This is a genomic window from Cupriavidus sp. 94F1 (assembly GCF_057798875.1).
Window position 1 is genome coordinate 123,148 of record NZ_JBYOJT010000005.1, and the last position, 17,784, is coordinate 140,931.

Genomic DNA, 17,784 nt, shown 5'->3' on the forward strand with positions numbered 1-17,784 from the left:
TGCAACTGCCTTGATAGGTGTCGGATCGTTCCAGGCCTCGAAGTACCCCTCCGAAGATGGGCATCGTGCCGGCACAGTGAACTTCGACCCTGCATTTTTATCAGGGGCGAATTCTCGCACAAAGGCGCCCGCTATGGCGCAAACTGTAACGGTCTCGGACAAATGTTACAGGGCGGGAGCAACCTGCCGGCCACCCCCGCCCTGTTGGACGCCGTTACCCCGTAGGGCGGATATCAGCGCGCCGGCAAGATGGTGCCCGTGACTTCACCAAAACCGACGCGATAGCCGTCGCCTTGGCACCAGCCGGTCATGGTCACCGTATCGCCGTCTTCCAGGAAGCCGCGCGTCACGCCATCGGCCAGCGTCACGCGCTCGGCGCCGTTGCGCGTGGTTTCCAGCAGGCTGCCGTACGAATCGGGCGTGGTGCCGCTGATCGTGCCCGAACCCATCAGGTCGCCTACGCGCACGTTGCAGCCCGACACCGTGTGGTGCGCCAGCTGTTGCGCCATGGTCCAGTACATCGCCTTGAAGTTGGTGCGGCAGACCGTGGTCGCCTTGGCCGCACCCTGCGGCTGCAGTGCGACTTCGAGGGCGATATCGTAGGCGTTGCGCGCCGGCTGCTGCAGGTACGCCAGCGGCTCGGGCGATTGGACCGGGTTCTCGCTGCGGAACGGGTCGAGCGCATCCATCGTGACGACCCATGGCGAGATCGACGTGCCGAACCCTTTGCTGTTGAACGGCCCAAGCGGCACATATTCCCATTGCTGGATGTCCCGAGCGCTCCAGTCGTTCAGGATCACCATGCCGAACATGTGCGCCGGCGCATCGGCCGTGCTGACCGGCTCGCCCAGGTTCGACGGCTTGCCGACGATAAACGCCATTTCCAGCTCGTAGTCGAGCTTGCGGCACGGGCCGAACACCGGGCGCGCCTGGTCGGGCAGCTTGATCTGGCCATTGGGGCGATGCAGCGGCGTGCCGCTTACCACCACGGAACTGGCCCGACCGTTGTAGCCGATCGGGATTTCCAGCCAGTTGGGTAGCAAGGCATTGGCCGGATCGCGGAACATGCGGCCGACGTTGGTGGCGTGCTCGCGCGACGAATAGAAATCCGTGTAGCCCGGGATGTCGACCGGCAGATGCAGCTTCGCCGCCGACATCGGCACCAGGGCCTTGTCGCGCAGCGCGCCGTTGCCGGCAAGCGTCTGGTTGTCGGCGGACAGCAAGGCCGTCAGCGCGGCGCGCGTATCGGTCCACACCGGTTTGCCCAGTGCGATGAAGCGGTTCAGGTTCGGCGCGGCAAAGGCGCCCTTCGCGGCGGCGGGCAGCAGGCCGGCATCGTCGAGCACGGACAGGTCCAGCACCTGGTCGCCGATGGCCACGCCCACGCGCGGTGCGCCGTTGCCGATCGAAAAGATGCCATACGGCAGGTTCTGCAGCGGAAAATGGGTCTGGCCGTCGTTGGCCGTGGCAACCCAGCAGGTCTTGGGGGCAATCATTGTTCTGGAACTCCGGAAATCAGCGCACGTTCGGATTGAAATGCTTCTTCAGGCCCTGCCAGCACGTGTAGTAGTCATGCTGCAGCAGCGCCGATTCGGCGGCATGGCGGGTGGGACGAATCACGCCCGGCGTTTCGAACATGAACGCCATCGTGTCGGTGATGTGGTGCGGCGTGCTGGTGTCCGACACCGACGCCCGTTCGAACGTTTCGGCATCGGGGCCATGGCCGCTCATGCAGTTGTGCAGACTGGCGCCGCCAGGGGCAAAGCCCTCGGCCTTGGCATCGTAGACGCCGGCGATCAGGCCCATGAACTCGCTGGCGATATTGCGATGGAACCAGGGCGGGCGGAACGTATCCTGCGCGGCCAGCCAGCGCGGACCGAAGATCACGAAGTCGATGGTGTCCACGCCCGGCGTGTCCGACGGCGACTGCAGCACCAGGAAGATCGACGGGTCGGGATGATCGAAGCTGATCGAACCGATCGTGTTGAAGTGCCGCAAATCGTATTTGTACGGCGCGTAGTTGCCGTGCCAGGCCACCACGTCCAGCGGCGAGTGGTCGATCTCGGCACGCCACAGGTTACCCTGGAAGCGGGCCACCAGTTCGAACGTGCCCTCGCGGTCTTCATAGCTGGCCACCGGCGTCAGGAAATCGCGCGGGTTGGCCAGGCCGTTGGAGCCGATCACGCCCAAGTCGGGGAGCTTGAACAGCGCACCGTAGTTCTCGCAGATATAGCCGCGCGCCTCGCCATCGGGCAGCGCCACGCGGAAGCGCACGCCGCGCGGAATCACCACGATCTCCTGCGGCTCGACGGCCAGGCGCCCCATCTCGGTGGCGATCAGCAGGCGGCCCTGCTGCGGCACGATCAGCATCTCGCCGTCGGCGTTGTAGAAGTAGCGGTCCTCCATCGACCGGTTGGCCAGATACAGATGGATGCCGCAGCCAGTCTGGGCCTCGGGGCCGCCATTGCCGGCCATCGTGACAATGCCGTCGACAAAGTCCGTCGGCACCGACGGCATTGCCGGCGGGCTCCAGCGCATCTGGTTTGGCGACGGCGGCACCTCGTCGAAGCGGCTCAGCCAGCGATCCTGTTCGATCAGCGCGAACGGCTTGTGCATGGCCGCCGGACGAATCCGGTACAGCCAGGCGCGTCGGTTGTGGGCGCGCGGTGCGGTAAAGGCCGTGCCGGAAATCTGCTCGGCATACAGGCCGTACGGGGCGCGTTGCGGCGAATTGCGGCCCACGGGCAAGGCGCCTGGCAGCGCCTCGGTGGCGAATTCATTGGCGAAGCCGGACATGTACCCGGCGGTTAGCGTCTCGGCCACGTGCAGTTGTGTTTGCGTCATGGAGTCTTCCTCTCACACTCCGCCGGCTTGAACGCCAGCGATTGTCATCGGTATGGCGTCGGCGCCATATCCATCAAATTATGATTAGTAAAATTGATTTACCCAATCGTAATCACGCGCGCGGGCGATGTCAAACCACAAATACGATAGGTCAGCCGCGGACGAGCGAAGACGTCCGGCCTGGCAGGCGGCGACAAGGGCAGAGAGGCCCACTCGGCACAGGAATGGAAGAAACGCGGGAGAAACGGGGAGGCGCGAAGACAGCGGCGCACGACGGCGCGCTGCAAGAGGCAGCGGATCAGCCCACCATCGGACATGGCGGCCGCATAGACAGGACTGCGCCGGGGCGAACGAACGTGGCGCGCAACGGAATTCGGAATTCGTGACAGGACGGGGTGTCGCCTGTCCTGTCACGAATCTGAGGGGTCAGACGGGCTTGTGGCCCTCCCCCGATGTGGGGCCCGAACCGAAACCACCGGACGACGGCGTCGATGTCGCCGGTGCTGCCGCCGTGGCAGGCTGGCCAGCCATCGAAGCAGCGGTCACGCCGCCATTGCGGCTGGCGATGAACGCGTTGACATCGGCGGCAAGATGCTGCGGCGCCAGCACCACTTCAAGCCCGAGCGCCTCGCAGGCCGCCAGGAACGTGGACATACGCGGATCGGCCTGACCCGATTCGGCACGAAGATATGCCTCGCGGGAAATCCCGGCCTTACGGGCGACGTCCTCCTGCTTGAGCTTGCGCGCTCGACGCAACGCCCGCAGTTGCCGGAACGGTTCGCTAGCGCCTCTTGGCACGGCTGTACTGTTCATGTCGGTCTCCAGTCACCAGTGAAAAAAAAGTGCGCGGACGTGCATTCGAGTATAGAGCACGCAAAGCGTTCCGTAAGGTCTGTTGTGGAACACTTTTACAGATTTCTTATGATGGCTTGATCTCTGCCGCCAGACTCTCATCCAAACGGCGGATAAAGCACAGCTTCCTCCTCCCGCCCCCACATAACGGTAGTGCGCGCTTTGCGTTGACGTCACATCAGTATCGTCCACGTGTGGCATAAGGCAAGTTGACAAACCGTCCGGTCGTGCTATTCTCGAACGCATGCAAAAGGGACAGCTCACGCGCACCGCGATCATCGAACAGGCTCTGCAGTCGGCCACGCAGGTCGGGTTCGAGCAGTTGTCGCTCGCCACGCTGGCCGCCGACACTAATATGTCGAAGAGCGGCCTGTACGCCCACTTCAAGTCGAAGGAGGCGCTGCAGGAAGCCGTGCTGGCCCGCGCCATGGAGCGATTTTCCGAGATCGTGGTGCAGCCCGCGATGCGCCGGGACCGTGGCGTCACCCGGCTGGAGACGCTGTTCGATGGCTATCTTTCATGGATTGCGGGCGCGGTGATCGAGGGTGGCTGTGTGTTCATGGCGCTGTCGCAGGAATACCGCAATCGGCCCGGCGTCATCCGCGACAGGCTCGTGCAGGCATTCAAGGACTGGCACAGCACCATCGTCCGCGTGGTGACCGATGCCGTGGACGAAGGCGACCTGCGCACCGACACCGACGCCCGGCAGTTTGCCTTCGAGATGGCAGGCATCGGCATGTCGTTCCAGTCGTCGTCCAGGCTGATGGCCCGGGCCGACGCGGAAGTGATGGCGCGCCGCGCGTTCGGGCGCCTGGTCAATGACTTCAGAGAGAATCGCAGCAAGGAGACCGCCGGCACACACTGATCCCCCCAGGGGACACTGTGCAAGGCGCACGGTAATTCAGGATTTTCACCCGCCACAGCGCAAGCGGCGTGGCGATGCAGAGGGTGGTTCAGGCGGCATTTTTGCCGCATTTTCTTGCCCTGAAAATAGCACGACTGGTCGGTCGCAAAGCATAAAAAAGATAAGGCAAATAGCGTCTTGTCACTGACCAAGTCGGTAAATGATCAGTCGGAGGTGTTCGTCGTGCCGCAAGTGCTGTCATCCGCATCCCAACGCGCCGCCGTCCAGGACACTGGCGGCGCCCTCTCCTATCCGCCCCGTACGGTAGCCGGCGCACTGGAAGCCAGTGCGATGGCATGGCGCCGTCTGCGCTGGCAGGCGGGCAGTCTGTTGTTCCCCACCGCAACGGCGACAGCGCTTGAGCGCCTGTGGTTCAGTCCGCCTCGGGGCAAGCAGAGCCCGGAAGGACGCCGGATGCTGGACGCGGCGCGCGCGGAATGGGCACTGGTCACTGGCCAGGGCGCCAGCCGGCGCGTGCGCGTGTATCGCTGGGGTAACAAGGGGCCCGTTGTGCTACTGGCGCACGGCTGGGGCGGCAATGCGGGCCAGTGGCATGCCGTGGCAGCCGGCCTGTTGTCGGCGGGCATGCGCGTGGTGGCCTTCGACGCCCTGTCGCACGGCGCGTCCGATGCGGGCGCACGGGGACAGCAGCAGACGTCGATCCTGGAAATGGCGCGATCGCTATTGGCCGTGGCCTGGCATGTCGGACCCGTGCATGCCGTGGTGGCGCATTCGCTGGGCGGCGCGGCGGCCGCGCAGGCGATTCGCGAGGGCCTGCCCGCGCGCGGGGTGGCAATGATCGGGGCGCCAGCCGACATGTACGACGCATGCGCCGCCATGGCCTGGCAGCTTGGCATCGCGCCGCATGTGCTGGACCGCATGCAACGCCGCAGCGAACAGTGGCTCGGCGCGAGATGGTCCACGTTCAATGTGCCCGATATCGGCCGTACCCGGCCGGTGCCACCATTACTGGTGATTCATGACCGCGACGACAAGGAAGTCCGCTGGGAAGATGGCGCCGCCATTGCCGGCGCGTGGCCGGACTCGCGCCTGATTACCACAGAGGGCCTGGGCCATCGGCGCATCCTGCGCGACGCCGATGTCGTCGCGCATCTCGCGCGCTTCGTGTGCGGCCTGGCAGCCGCACCGGCCCTGCCCCCGATGTCGTACAGGGCTTCCGCGTCGCAGTGATCAGAACCCTTGCAGTACCAGCTTGCCGATGGTCTGTCCGCCTTCCAGCAAGGCATGGGCACGCCGCAGATTGTCGGCCCGGATGGCGCCGAGGTTGTCCCCCACGGTCGTCTGCAGCCTGCCGGCATCCACCAGGCGCGCCACTTCATTGAGCAGGCGATGCTGCGCGATCATGTCGGGCGTCTCGAACATCGCGCGCGTGAACATGAATTCCCAGACGAACGTGGCGCTCTTGCTCTTGAGTTCGCCCACGCTCAGCGGGCCGGCGTTCTCGACGATCGAGCAGATCTTGCCCTGCGGCGCAATGGCCGCGGCCATCGCATGGAAATGGCGATCCGTATCGTTGAAGCAAAGGATGTAGTCGACGTGCGCAAACCCGAGCGCGCGCAGTTGCTTCGGGATGTCCTGACGATGGTCGATCGTGTGATCGGCGCCCAGGCGGCGGCACCATGCCTCGGACTCCGGACGGGAGGCCGTCGCCACCACGGTCAGGCCCGCGAGCACCTTGGCCAGCTGGATGCCGATCGATCCCACGCCGCCCGCCCCACCAATGATCAGTACCGACTTGCCCGCATCGTCGCCTTTTGGCGAAACGCCCAGGCGGTCGAACAGGGCTTCCCAGGCCGTGATCGCCGTGAGCGGCAACGCGGCCGCCTGCGCGAAATCCAGGGATGCGGGCTTGTGGCCGGCAATGCGTTCATCCACAAGATGGAATTCGCTGTTCGCGCCCGGCCGCGTGATGCTGCCCGCGTAGAACACCGGGTCCCCGACGTTGAACAGCGTCACCTCGGCCCCCACCGCCACCACGGTGCCGGCAGCGTCCCAGCCCAGCACGCGCGGGGCATCCTCGACCTTGTCCTTGGGCGCCCGCACCTTGGTGTCCACCGGATTCACGGCGATGGCTTCCACCTTGACCAGCAGGTCGCGGCCGGTGGCTTCGGGCTTGGGAATTTCCACATCGACCAGCGATTGCGGATCGGAAATGGGCAGGTAACGGGTCAGGCCAATGGCTTTCATGTCAGGGTCCTCTCGAAGAATGACGGGATGCCTGCATCGTAGCCAATCCCCACACGATTGATTAGCCGGATAGTGTCGCAATCACTTTCCCTTTTTTCAGGAAAATGCGACCAGACAAAAAGCCCGCGCGAGGCGGGCTTTTCAACGGTGCCCTGGCGCCGAGGCGCAGGGATCAGGTCAGGTCAGGTCAGGTGAGGTCATCCGGCACCGGACGATAGCCCATCGGGGTCGTCGAGGTGTCCTGAACGTACTTTTTTGCGTGGGCCTCGCGCATCGGCTTGAGTACGAAGATGGCCATCAGCGCCGAGAGCGCTGCCATGCCCGATGCCAGCATGAACACCGCATGCCAGTCGCCGGTAGCCGCTGTGATCACGCTGGAGAACGGCACCAGCAGCGCGGCCGTACCCTTGGCCGTGTAGAGCATGCCCGCGTTGGTCGCCGCGAATTTCGGCCCGAACGTATCGCCACAGGTGGCCGGGAACAGGCTGTAGATTTCACCCCAGGCGAAGAACACGATGCCGGTCAGGACCACGAATGCCACAGGATTGTGGCCGTAATTGGCCAGCAGCAGAATGCCCACCGCCTCCACCGCGAACGCCAGGAACATCGTATTTTCCCGACCGATGTTGTCCGACACCCAGCCGAAGAACGGGCGTGTCAGGCCATTCAGCACGCGGTCGATGGTCAGGGCGAAGGTAAGCGCCGGCAAGGTAAGCCCCCAGATCGACACGGGCGAATCGTGCAGGCCGAAGTCCTTGGCGATGGGGCCCAGCTGCGCGGTCGCCATCAGCCCGCCCGCGGCCATCATCACGAACATCGCGTACATGACCCAGAAGATCGGCGACGACATCACCTGGCGCGGCGACGCGTTGTAGGTGGTCGCGGCCTTGAGCGTCGACTTGACGTCCGCCAGGATCTTGGCCGATGGCGGCAGCAGCAACATGCCCAGGACCATCACGATGAGGCCCTGCCCCAGACCGAAGTACAGGAACGTGGCCTCGTAGCCGCTGCTCTTGATCATGTTGGCGATCGGCACCACGGTGGCCGCCGACCCGGCGCCGAAGCCCGCGGCCGTCAGGCCCGCTGCCAGCCCCCGGCGATTCGGGAACCACTTCAGCGCGTTACCGACGCAGGTGCCATACACCGCGCCCGCGCCTACGCCGCCAATGGCGGCCGCCACGTAGAGCATCGGCAGCGACGACGCCATCGAGTTCAGCACCCAGGCCACCGCGCACAGCAGGCCACCGCCGACCACCACCGGGCGGGGACCGTACTTGTCCACCAGGTAACCTTCGATCGGCACCAGCCAGGTCTCGGTCACCACAAAGATGGTGAAAGCCACCTGGATCGCCGTGCGGCCCCAGTGGTACTTGTCGTCGATCGGGTTGACGAAGAGCGTCCAGCCGTACTGCATGTTGGCGATCATCGCCATACAGATCACGCCGAATACAAGCTGCGTCCACGGCGATGAATACCAGGACGCTTGCGCGCGTGCGCTTTGCTGACTTTCCATGGTGTCTCCTACTGGCGGGTGGGCCCGCTGTTGTGGATCGGCATCTGCATTGGTGCCTGTGGTGTGTACTGCTGCTGCTTTGTGTTTTTGTGTCGAACGGCTGGCCGCTCTAGTGCTATACAGTATGTGGTATATCACGCAAGTCAAGGCGATTCGGCGGCCTACCTGACTTATCAGGCAGACATTCGAAAGCACGCAGTCGTGTGGCCCCGCCGACTGGTGCATCGGGTGCATGAAAGCCCGCCGACCCAGCGAGCCGATCCTCTTGCCGATCAGACACTTAGGCATGCATCTGGCATCAATGGAAATTGCTGCGGCGCATGTGGCGGATAACCCGATCTAGGGAAAGTCCCGACCCTTCCGGCGACGTCGAATCATCAGCAGGCAAGCCGAATTCGGCGCGGTTGAGGACCACGGCACATGGGTCGAAAAGGAAAAAACCGGGGAAATCCGGCGGGGGATTTGGGGAGGGAACGCGCGATATGCCGTGCTGCGTCGCGACCTGAGATCACGGGCGCAGGGGCATGGCGATACGGCTTGCGAAATTCTGAAAAGACGGCCGCGGAGGACTGCGGAAACTACGCACTGCGGGAGTTGCCGGCCGCTACAACTTCCCTGCTACTACCAACTGCACACTACAGGTACTGCAAAAATCGTCGAATAGCGAACAGGCGATCAGGCGTGCAGGAAGCGCGGCTGGAGCACCATATCCGAGGCAGAGCTGCCGATGCCGGTGGACGACTCTTCCGACGAACCCAGACCCGCAAAGCGGCCATGTTCCTGGGCGGTGGTCAGCAGGCCCATCGGCAGAACGGTGGCGAGCACGTAGGTCACGGTGACACCCAGCGAAACAACACCGAGGGCGAGAAGGGTAAGCAGCGTGGTGTTCATGAAAACTCCTAAGTCGTAAGGATCAAGGTGGATTCATTATATGCTGCACTGCGAGGTCTGTAAATATTTGGTATGTGATATATCTGTAGTGGAATCGCTCTAAAAACAACAACGCACCCCAAGGGGTGCGTTGTTGGTCTCACAACTGAGTCCGGAAGACGGCCGGCGCTCAGATCACGAACAATAAGCGCCGAAAAAGTCGCAACAATATTTTCCGCAGCGCGGCAGGTAAATCGCGCTCATCGCCCTACCCCACTTTCTTCAAAAGCTCGTGGTCGTACTCCTGCGCACGCAGGTTGTCCCAGACGGCCGCCGCGTTGGGCTTTAGCGAGCGCGCCTTGCGCCGTACCAGCATGACGTTGGAGGTCACCTGGGGCCGCAACGGTCGCAGGACAGCGGCGGGGGCCAAGCCACTGGCCTGCGCGCGCGACGGCACCACGCCGATGCCCAGCCCCATCGCCACCATGCCGAAGATGGCCGCGAAATGTCCGAGCAACTGCAGCGAGCCGGGCCTGACGTGATACGTGGACAATGCGCGCTCGACCGCAGGCTGGACCCCGGAATGCTGGTCCAGCGACAGGACCGACGCATCGGCCAGTTCGCCCCACCCCAACGAATCGCGCGATGCCAGCGGATGGTCCGCCGGCAGCACAGCTTGTAGCGGGTCGACGCACAGCGGTTCGCAGTAGAGGTCGTCGCAGGGTGCCGGATTGCTGGCGATACCGAAATCCACCTCGCCGCTGCGCACGCTCTGCAACACCGATTCATGCGAGCGGTCGCGCAGCGTGATGCCGATGCCGGGCCACGCCTTGCGGCAGCCCGCCAGCCACATCGGTACGGACATCGACGACAGCACGGGGTCGGTGGCGATCTGCACGGTGCCCTGGCTCGGCTTGCCGGTGCCGTGGCTGTCGCGCAGCGTCTGCTCGACTTCCTCGATCAGATGGCAGATGCGTTGCGACAGCATTTCGCCGGCGTCGGTCAGCTCTACCTGGCGCGTGGTGCGGTCGAACAGCCGCTGGTCGATTTCTTCTTCCAGTTCGCGCACGCTACGGCTGATCGCCGATTGCGTAAGACCCAGTTCTGCCGCGGCGCGCGTAAAGCTTTTCTGGCGCGCCACCGCGGCAAAGGCCTTCAACTGAGGAAGCGAAACATTCATGGTGCCGCTCCTTCCTTGCTGGGTACTGCCCGGGTTGTGGCGCGGGCTATTCACCCTTGCCCGTGGAGAAACCTGCCATATAGGTGCCGTTGTCGCTGACCGGGACAGGCTGTGCCTCGGCATGGCCCGTGATAAAGCGCCGGCGCATCGGCTGCAGCACGAACTTGGCCGCCACCCCCGCCGCCACCGTCATCACGGCCGCCACGGCGAACACGAGGTTCCAGCCGCCCGTATGCGACAGCACCGATGCCACCGGCACCAGCAGCGCGGCCGTGCCCTTGGCCGTATAGAGCGTGCCGGCGTTGGCCGCGGCGAACTTGCTGCCGAACGTATCGGCACACAGCGCCGGGAAGATCGAGAAGATCTCGCCCCAGAACAGGAACGTCAGCGCCGCGAACAGCATGAACATGTACGGGTCGTGGCCGAACTCCAGCAGGCCGATCAGCGACAGGCCTTCGCCGATGAAGATCAGGAACATCGTGTTTTCCCGACCGATCCGGTCCGAGACGAAGCCGCACAGCGGACGCGTCAGCCCATTGCACAGGTTGTCGATCGACAGCGTCATCGTCAGCAGCGGCAGCGTCATGCCCAGCATCGTCACCGGCATCGACGCAAAGCCGAAGTCCTTGGCGATGGGGCCCAGTTGCGCGGTGGCCATGATGCCGCCGGCCGCCACGGCCACGAACGAGATGTAGATCACCCAGAACACCGGCGTGCGCACCATCTGGCCAGGCGTGAACTCCACCGGGTTGGTCAGGATCTTCTTGTTGGCCACCAGCCCCTTGGGCGGCTGCGGCTTCACCAGCAGCAAGGCCATGGCAAAGATCAGCACGCCCTGGATGATGCCGAACGTAAAGAACGCGTGCTCATAGCCCGACTTCTGGATCATGTTGGCGATGGGAATCACCGTCAGCGCCGACCCCGCGCCAAAGCCGGCGGCGGTCAGGCCGGCGGCCAGGCCACGCTTGTCCGGGAACCACTTCAGCGCGTTACCCACGCAGGTGCCATAAACGCCGCCCGCGCCGATGCCGGCGATTACCGCTGCCGTATAAAGCATCGGCAGCGACGTGGCATACGAATTCATCACCCACGCCAGGCCGGCGCAGATGGCGCCGCCTGCCACTACCGGGCGCGGCCCGAACTTGTCCACGAGCCAGCCTTCCAGCGGCACGAGCCAGGTTTCCGTGACGATAAAAATGGAAAAGGCGACCTGGATTGCAGAGTCGCCCCAATGGTGCTTGGCGTTCATCGGCGTAACGAACAGCGTCCAGCCATACTGGAGGTTCGCCACCAAACCCATACAAAGTACACCGATGAATAGCTGGAACCAGCGATTGCGGAGGAAGCCTCCGTTTGCATTGCCCATGGCGGGGCCTGCCGCATTGATGTGCGCCATGTCGTGTCTCCTTGCATTAGTGTCATGCGCGCTCTGCGGCGCGCGTGGTGGGCTTGGCCTTGGGGGGACGCCCGCTTTCACTACTGAATGAGCGCGCCTGACATTGCGGCACGTGTATTCGTGGATTGATGCTACTTCAAACTTAGATCAGCACAGCATAAAGTTTTTTATTATGATCATTGACGATCCTTTATAGATTGCGGGAAATCGTGCAATGAAGAATGCGACGCTGCGCCAGCTGAAAGTCTTCGAAACGGTGGCCCGCCACCTGAGCTTTTCCCGTGCGGCTGAAGAGCTCCATCTCACGCAACCCGCTGTTTCTACACAGGTTCGGCAGCTGGAACTGCACGTTGGCCTGCCCCTGTTCGAGCAGCTTGGCAAGCGCATTTACCTGACGCCGGCCGGCACCGAGATGCTTCACTACAGCCGCAGCATCATTCAGCAATTCCGGGAAGCCGAAGACGCGATGGCGCAGCTTAAGGGTATATCCGGGGGCCGCCTGAACGTCGCCGTGATCAGTGCAGGCGACTATTTCTTCCCTCGCCTGCTCGCGGAATTCATGAACCGGCATGAATCGGTGACCTTGAATCTTGCAGTGCACAACCGCGAGGAACTGCTGCACCAGTTGAGCGGCAACCTGACCGACCTGGCGGTCATGGTACGCCCGCCCGAGGGCATGGACACCATCGCGGAACCGTTCGCCCCGCACCCCTATGTCATCGTGGCCGCACCCAACCATCCGCTGGTGGGCCAGCGACGTATCCCGCTGGCGGGCCTGGCGGAGGAGGCCTTCGTGGCGCGCGAAAAAGGTTCGGACACGTGGAATTCGATGCAGGAAGGTTTTGCCGGCCGGCTCTCGAACCTGCGCATCGCGATGGAGATCAAGAGCACCGAGACCATCAAGCAGGCCGTGATCGCCAACATGGGCATCGCCTTCCTGTCGGCACATACCGTCGGCCTGGAACTGCAGACCGGCAAGCTGGCCGTGCTCGATATCGAAGGCTTTCCGGTGATGCTGAACTGGTATGTGGTCCATCGCAAGAACAAGCGCCTGCCCCCGGTGGCGCTGGCGTTCAAGCAGTTCCTGATGGAGGAAGGCCACACGCTGATCCAGCAGATCACGGGCGTCGAAGGCCTGATCCGGCCCCATCATGGCTAGTCGTCTCTTGCATAAGCGATGACTTATGGTTTTTCGATGAAACTTTAATTATCGTAAATCGTTCCTGCTGTCTAAGCTTCGGACATCACACGCTGCAGCACAGACGTGTGCAACCACAGGAGACGATCATGAACCACCTCCAATCCGACGCGCCCGCCACCGTTGCAATGCCGACGGCCGTCAGCGAGATGCGCCACCTTGATCGTGAGATCCAGCTGGCCGCCTACAACGCCGCGTTCACCGAACTGGGCCTGCGCTTCCGCTGGGACGCTCCGATGTTCGAATGGCTGTGCGGCATCGACTGCGAAAAGGCGCGCGTCACGCGCTATATCGAGCAGTACCATGCCCACCTGCTGAACGCGTACGACGCGCCGTTCCTGAGCCAGCTGATCTTCGACAAGAAGAACGAATACCTGCGCGGCATGGCCGGCGCCGGCGCGAACTAAGTTCCGCGGCACCGCCATCGCAGCAAGGGGCCCCGTCACGGGGCCCTTGGCATTTCTACGACGTGCTTCGCAGACAACGAGGCTGGCGCTAGACCGCCCCGGCCGCCTTGAGCGTGGCAATCTGCGCCGGCGTGCGGCCCAGCCATTCCAGTACCTCGTCGGTGTGCTCGCCCAGCAGCGGCGAACGTTCGACTTCCACCGGCGAATCGGACAGCGTGATCGGGCAGCCCAGTTGCACGTACTTGCCGCGCTGCGGGTGATCCAGTTCCACCAGGTAGCCGCGGTCGTACAGCGAGCCGTCCTCGATCAGGTCCTTCATCGACAGGATCGGGCCGCACGGCACGTCCACTTCGTTCAGGGCCGCCATGACTTCAAACTTGGTCCGGGTCTTGGTCCATTTCTCGATGACGCCGAAGCATTCGCCCAGGATCTTCAGTCGCGCCTCGGGGGTGGCGAAGTTCGGATGCGTGATCAGGTCCTCCCGGCCGCACAGGCGCATCAGCGGCTCCCAGCCTTGCGGCTGGATGATCACGTACACGTAGTCATTGGGCCCGCCCGGCGAACAGCGCAGCGCGGCCCCGGGCTGGCCGCCGCCCGACGCATTGCCGGCACGCGGCACGAAATCGCCGAATGCCTGGTTCGGATATTCCTTAAGCGGGCCGGCCGCCAGGCGCTGCTGGTCGCGCAGCTTCACGCGGCACAGGTTCAACACCGCATCCTGCATGGCCACTTCCACGCGCTGGCCCCGCCCCGACTTCTCGCGATGCAGCAGCGCGGCCAGGATGCCCACCACGCAATGGACGCCGGTGCCGGAATCGCCGATCTGGGCGCCGGTCACGGTGGGGACGCCGTCCTCCTCGCCGGTGGTGCTGGCCGCCCCGCCCATGCACTGGGCCACGTTCTCATACGCCTTGCAGTCCACGTACGGGCCAGGACCGAAGCCCTTGATCGACGCGTAGATCAGGCGCGGATTCAGCGTCCGCAGGCGGTCCCAGTCGAAGCCGGCGCGATCCAGCACGCCCGGCCCGAAATTCTCGACCAGTACGTCGCAGCGTTGCACCAGGTCTTCCAGCAAGGCCTTGCCCTCGGGCGTCTTCATATTGAGGGTCAGGCTGCGCTTGTTCGAGTTCAGCATCGTGAAGTAGAGGCTGTCCGCGTTCGGCACATCGCGCAGTTGGCTGCGCGTGATGTCGCCTCGTCCGGGCAGCTCCACCTTGATCACATCGGCACCCAGCCACGCCATCAGCTGGGTGGCCGACGGGCCAGCCTGCACATGGGTCATGTCGAGGATGCGGACCCCTTCCAGTGCCTTGTTGTTCATGGCGTTGTCTCCTTGAGGATTCTCGTGAAGGCAATGTCTGCACGACCGGCCGGCGCGCCGTGCGGCGTCGATCTTTCTAAACACGGTATGTGATATATCAGAACACAACAAGAGGAAAAGGCAGAAGGCGGCCAACTTTCGGTTCTGCGTTGCAGCAAACTCCCATCGAATCCAAGCCTGGACCTTGGATACAGAACCTCGCGGCCCACGTCGTTGCGCTGCGCGGTTTCACCAGGCATTTCGTCACCCCGCAGCACGATTATGTTGATATATTACATACCATATTTTAGGTTGCGAAAAGAAAGAGCGGACACCGCCCTGCGCCATCGTGCGCATCCCAGATGAGGAGACACGTTGAACATCCACGAACATCAGGCCAAGGAGTTGCTCCGGCGCTATGACGTGCCCGTGCCGCAGGGCTGCGTAGCCTTTACGCCAGACGAGGCTGCCCATGCCGCCCGCAAGCTGGGCGGCCCGGTGTGGGTGGTGAAATCGCAGATCCACGCAGGCGGCCGGGGTGCCGGGCGTTTCGTCGAACAAGCCGCTGGCGATGGCCCGGGCAAGGGCGGCGTGCGCGTCGTGACGTCGATCGACGACGTGCACGCGAACGCGTTGCAGATGCTGGGAAAGACGCTGGTCACCAGCCAGACCGGCCCTGCTGGCCGGGCGGTGCGGCGCCTCTACATCGAAAAAGGCTGCGATATCGCGCGCGAGCTATACCTGGGCATCGTGATGGACCGCGCCACGTCGCGCATCACCATCGTGGCGTCCGCCGAGGGTGGCACGGACATCGAGGCGGTTGCCGCCCGTACGCCCGAGAACATCCTGAAGGTAGCGATTGATCCGGCCAGCGGCATCCAGCCTTTTCACGCACGCCGGGTGGCCAGCGGCCTCGGACTACTGGGCAAGCAGGCGGATGCGGCCGCGCGGCTCATCCTCGCTGTCTACCGCGCATTCACCGAACTCGACGCGTCGATGGTCGAGATCCATCCGCTGGCGATCACCGGCAGCGGCGACATGCTGGCGCTGGACGCCAAGTTCGCGTTCGACGACAACGCCCTCTTCCGCCATCCCGAGATCGAGGCCATGCGCGACGAGAGCGAGGAAGATCCGGCCGCAGCCGAGGCCGCGCGCCACGGGCTGCACTACGTGCGGATGGGCGGCAATATCGGCTGCATGGTCAATGGCGCCGGCCTGGCCATGGCCACCATGGACCTCATCCAGCGCCATGGCGCCGAGCCGGCCAACTTCCTGGACGTAGGCGGCGCCGCCACGGCCGAACGGGTGACCACCGCATTCCGGCTGATCCTGGCCGATCCCAGGGTGGAAGGCATCCTCGTAAACATCTTCGGCGGCATCGTGCGCTGCGACGAGATCGCAGAAGGCGTGGTCGCCGCCGCGCGCGAGCTGGACCTGACCCTGCCGCTGGTGGTGCGGCTGGCAGGCACCCATGTCGAACCGGGCAGGCAGATCCTGCGCGATTCGGGCCTGCCGATCATCGCCGCCAGCCAGCTTGCCGACGCGGCCAGAAAAGTGGTGGCCGCCGTGCGGGCCACCCGGACACACGGAGAACAGTGACATGGCGGTCCTGATCGACCAGAACACGCGCATGATCTGCCAGGGCTTTACCGGCGCGCAGGGCACGTTCCATTCGGAACAGGCGCTGGCGTACGGCACGAAGGTGGTCGGAGGCGTCACGCCCGGCAAGGGCGGTGCGTCGCACCTGGGGCTGCCGGTCTTCGACACCGTGGCTGCGGCGGCCGATGCCACCGGCGCCGATGCGTCGGTCATCTACGTGCCGCCGCCCTGTGCCGCCGATGCCATCCTGGAGGCAGTCGATGCCGGCATTGCGCTGATCGTATGCATTACCGAAGGCATTCCCGTGATCGATATGGTGCGCGTCAAGCGGGCCTTGTCGGGCTCCGGCAGCCGCCTGATCGGGCCGAACAGCCCGGGCGTGATCACGCCCGGCCAGTGCATGATCGGCATCATGCCGGGACACATCCACACCCCGGGCAGGATCGGCGTTGTGTCACGCTCGGGCACGCTGTTCTACGAGGCCGTGGCCCAGACCACGGCGGCCGGGCTCGGACAATCGACCTGCATCGGCATTGGCGGCGATCCGGTGAACGGTACTGGCTTCATCGATTGCCTGGAGATGTTCCTGGCCGATCCACAAACCGAAGGCATCATCCTGATCGGCGAAATTGGCGAGATGGGCGATTCGGCGGAAGAAGAGGCTGCCCGCTTCCTGGACGATGCGCGGACGCGCAAGCCCGTGGTGGGCTGGATCGCCGGCGCGACGGCGCCGCCGGCACCCCGCATCGGGCATGCCGGCGCCATCATCTCGGGCGGCGCGGGCACGGCGGCCGCAAAGATCGAGGCCATGCGCGAGGCCGGCATCCACATGGCCGCATCGCCCGCGGAGCTGGGCGCGACCATGGCGGCAGCCTTGCGCCAGGGAACCGGGGCGCCCCCGGGATAAAGGTTGGCGCCTCCGGAGCGGCCTGTCAGCCGGCTGCGGCCGCCGCGCCCGCCTTGGCTTCCAGTTCCACAATGCGCTTGCGCAACGCTCGCTCTTCCTGAAAGCGCACGGTCTCGTCGCGGATGATCGCCACGATGCCGGTGACTTCGCCGCCGTCGCCGTGCAGCAGCGCCACGGTAAAGGCGATTGACATCGCGTCGCCCTTCTTGTTGATCGCCGGCACCTTGAGCAGGTCATGGCCGTAGCGGGTCTGCCCCGTTGCCATGGTCTTGTCGTAGCCTTCCCAATGCCGCGCACGGAGGCGCTCGGGAATGATCAGGTCCAGCGACTTGCCCAGGGCTTCCTCCTGGGTGTAGCCGAACATGTACTCCGCGGCCGGGTTCCACAAGGTGATGGCGCCGTCGGCGCCGGAAATGATGACGGCGTCGCCGATGGCCGACACCAGCTGTTCGTAGTCGATTGCAGTCTGCATGGTCATTCCTGAGGAATGGTGGGTGGCCCTTCGCCTTGCCAAGCCGTACCGGCCCGGGCACTCATTGTGGCACTGCTGGCGCGCCCCCAGATAAAAACGCGCCGGGGTACGGGGTCGTCCGACCCACGCACCCC

The 17,784-nt window shown here is 64.2% G+C and carries 16 protein-coding genes; 6 read left to right on the forward strand and 10 right to left on the reverse strand.

Annotated features, from left to right (window positions below):
- Nucleotides 1–233 precede the first annotated feature (233 nt).
- From fahA to AC3FJ6_RS14260, 3 genes are all read right to left on the reverse strand, one after another.
- Entirely contained in the window at nucleotides 234–1,496 is a 1,263-nt protein-coding gene (gene fahA, locus AC3FJ6_RS14250; RefSeq protein WP_488772497.1) for a fumarylacetoacetase, read from the reverse strand.
- A 19-nt stretch (nucleotides 1,497–1,515) separates the two neighbouring features.
- Nucleotides 1,516–2,844, reverse strand: a complete 1,329-nt coding sequence (gene hmgA / locus AC3FJ6_RS14255; RefSeq protein ID WP_488772498.1) for a homogentisate 1,2-dioxygenase — start codon at nucleotides 2,842–2,844, stop codon at nucleotides 1,516–1,518.
- Nucleotides 2,845–3,270: 426 nt separating this feature from the next.
- Entirely contained in the window at nucleotides 3,271–3,657 is a 387-nt protein-coding gene (locus AC3FJ6_RS14260; protein ID WP_153948518.1) for a helix-turn-helix domain-containing protein, read from the reverse strand.
- A 283-nt stretch (nucleotides 3,658–3,940) separates the two neighbouring features.
- On the opposite strand from AC3FJ6_RS14260, the gene AC3FJ6_RS14265 reads away from it, so the two are divergent.
- Nucleotides 3,941–4,561 carry a TetR/AcrR family transcriptional regulator gene (locus tag AC3FJ6_RS14265; RefSeq protein WP_488772499.1) on the forward strand — a complete coding sequence of 207 codons (621 nt, stop codon included), beginning with the start codon at nucleotides 3,941–3,943 and terminating at the stop codon, nucleotides 4,559–4,561.
- A 330-nt stretch (nucleotides 4,562–4,891) separates the two neighbouring features.
- Nucleotides 4,892–5,791 carry an alpha/beta fold hydrolase gene (locus AC3FJ6_RS14270; protein WP_488772824.1) on the forward strand — a complete coding sequence of 300 codons (900 nt, stop codon included), beginning with the start codon at nucleotides 4,892–4,894 and terminating at the stop codon, nucleotides 5,789–5,791.
- Here AC3FJ6_RS14270 and AC3FJ6_RS14275 read toward each other — a convergent pair whose 3' ends face one another.
- From AC3FJ6_RS14275 to oxlT (AC3FJ6_RS14295), 5 genes are all read right to left on the reverse strand, one after another.
- Nucleotides 5,792–6,808: a zinc-binding alcohol dehydrogenase family protein gene (locus AC3FJ6_RS14275; protein WP_488772500.1), complete on the reverse strand. Its 1,017-nt coding sequence runs from the start codon at nucleotides 6,806–6,808 to the stop codon at nucleotides 5,792–5,794.
- Between the two features lie 187 nt (nucleotides 6,809–6,995).
- On the reverse strand, nucleotides 6,996–8,321 hold the full coding sequence (gene oxlT / locus AC3FJ6_RS14280) for an oxalate/formate MFS antiporter (protein ID WP_488772501.1): 1,326 nt from the start codon (nucleotides 8,319–8,321) through the stop codon (nucleotides 6,996–6,998).
- Between the two features lie 675 nt (nucleotides 8,322–8,996).
- On the reverse strand, nucleotides 8,997–9,212 hold the full coding sequence (locus tag AC3FJ6_RS14285) for a hypothetical protein (RefSeq protein ID WP_153948522.1): 216 nt from the start codon (nucleotides 9,210–9,212) through the stop codon (nucleotides 8,997–8,999).
- Between the two features lie 247 nt (nucleotides 9,213–9,459).
- Nucleotides 9,460–10,371: a LysR family transcriptional regulator gene (locus AC3FJ6_RS14290; RefSeq protein ID WP_488772503.1), complete on the reverse strand. Its 912-nt coding sequence runs from the start codon at nucleotides 10,369–10,371 to the stop codon at nucleotides 9,460–9,462.
- Nucleotides 10,372–10,417: 46 nt separating this feature from the next.
- Nucleotides 10,418–11,767: an oxalate/formate MFS antiporter gene (gene oxlT / locus AC3FJ6_RS14295; protein WP_488772504.1), complete on the reverse strand. Its 1,350-nt coding sequence runs from the start codon at nucleotides 11,765–11,767 to the stop codon at nucleotides 10,418–10,420.
- A gap of 214 nt (nucleotides 11,768–11,981) precedes the next feature.
- Between oxlT (AC3FJ6_RS14295) and AC3FJ6_RS14300 the strand changes: the two genes are divergently transcribed.
- Nucleotides 11,982–12,926, forward strand: a complete 945-nt coding sequence (locus tag AC3FJ6_RS14300) for a LysR family transcriptional regulator (protein ID WP_153948525.1) — start codon at nucleotides 11,982–11,984, stop codon at nucleotides 12,924–12,926.
- A 128-nt stretch (nucleotides 12,927–13,054) separates the two neighbouring features.
- On the forward strand, nucleotides 13,055–13,372 hold the full coding sequence (locus tag AC3FJ6_RS14305) for a LysR family transcriptional regulator (protein WP_488772505.1): 318 nt from the start codon (nucleotides 13,055–13,057) through the stop codon (nucleotides 13,370–13,372).
- Nucleotides 13,373–13,460: 88 nt separating this feature from the next.
- Here the strand turns inward: AC3FJ6_RS14305 and frc are convergent, their stop codons facing one another.
- Nucleotides 13,461–14,693: a formyl-CoA transferase gene (frc, locus tag AC3FJ6_RS14310; RefSeq protein WP_488772506.1), complete on the reverse strand. Its 1,233-nt coding sequence runs from the start codon at nucleotides 14,691–14,693 to the stop codon at nucleotides 13,461–13,463.
- Nucleotides 14,694–15,047: 354 nt separating this feature from the next.
- Here frc and sucC point away from each other — a divergent pair, with 354 nt between their 5' ends.
- Together sucC and sucD are read left to right on the forward strand one after the other, a co-directional pair.
- Nucleotides 15,048–16,271 (forward strand): ADP-forming succinate--CoA ligase subunit beta, encoded by a 1,224-nt coding sequence (sucC, locus tag AC3FJ6_RS14315; RefSeq protein ID WP_488772507.1) that lies wholly within the window; start codon nucleotides 15,048–15,050, stop codon nucleotides 16,269–16,271.
- Between the two features lies 1 nt (nucleotide 16,272).
- On the forward strand, nucleotides 16,273–17,178 hold the full coding sequence (gene sucD / locus AC3FJ6_RS14320) for a succinate--CoA ligase subunit alpha (RefSeq protein ID WP_488772508.1): 906 nt from the start codon (nucleotides 16,273–16,275) through the stop codon (nucleotides 17,176–17,178).
- Between the two features lie 25 nt (nucleotides 17,179–17,203).
- Here sucD and AC3FJ6_RS14325 read toward each other — a convergent pair whose 3' ends face one another.
- Nucleotides 17,204–17,650 carry a PAS domain-containing protein gene (locus AC3FJ6_RS14325; RefSeq protein WP_488772509.1) on the reverse strand — a complete coding sequence of 149 codons (447 nt, stop codon included), beginning with the start codon at nucleotides 17,648–17,650 and terminating at the stop codon, nucleotides 17,204–17,206.
- Nucleotides 17,651–17,784: the final 134 nt, after the last annotated feature.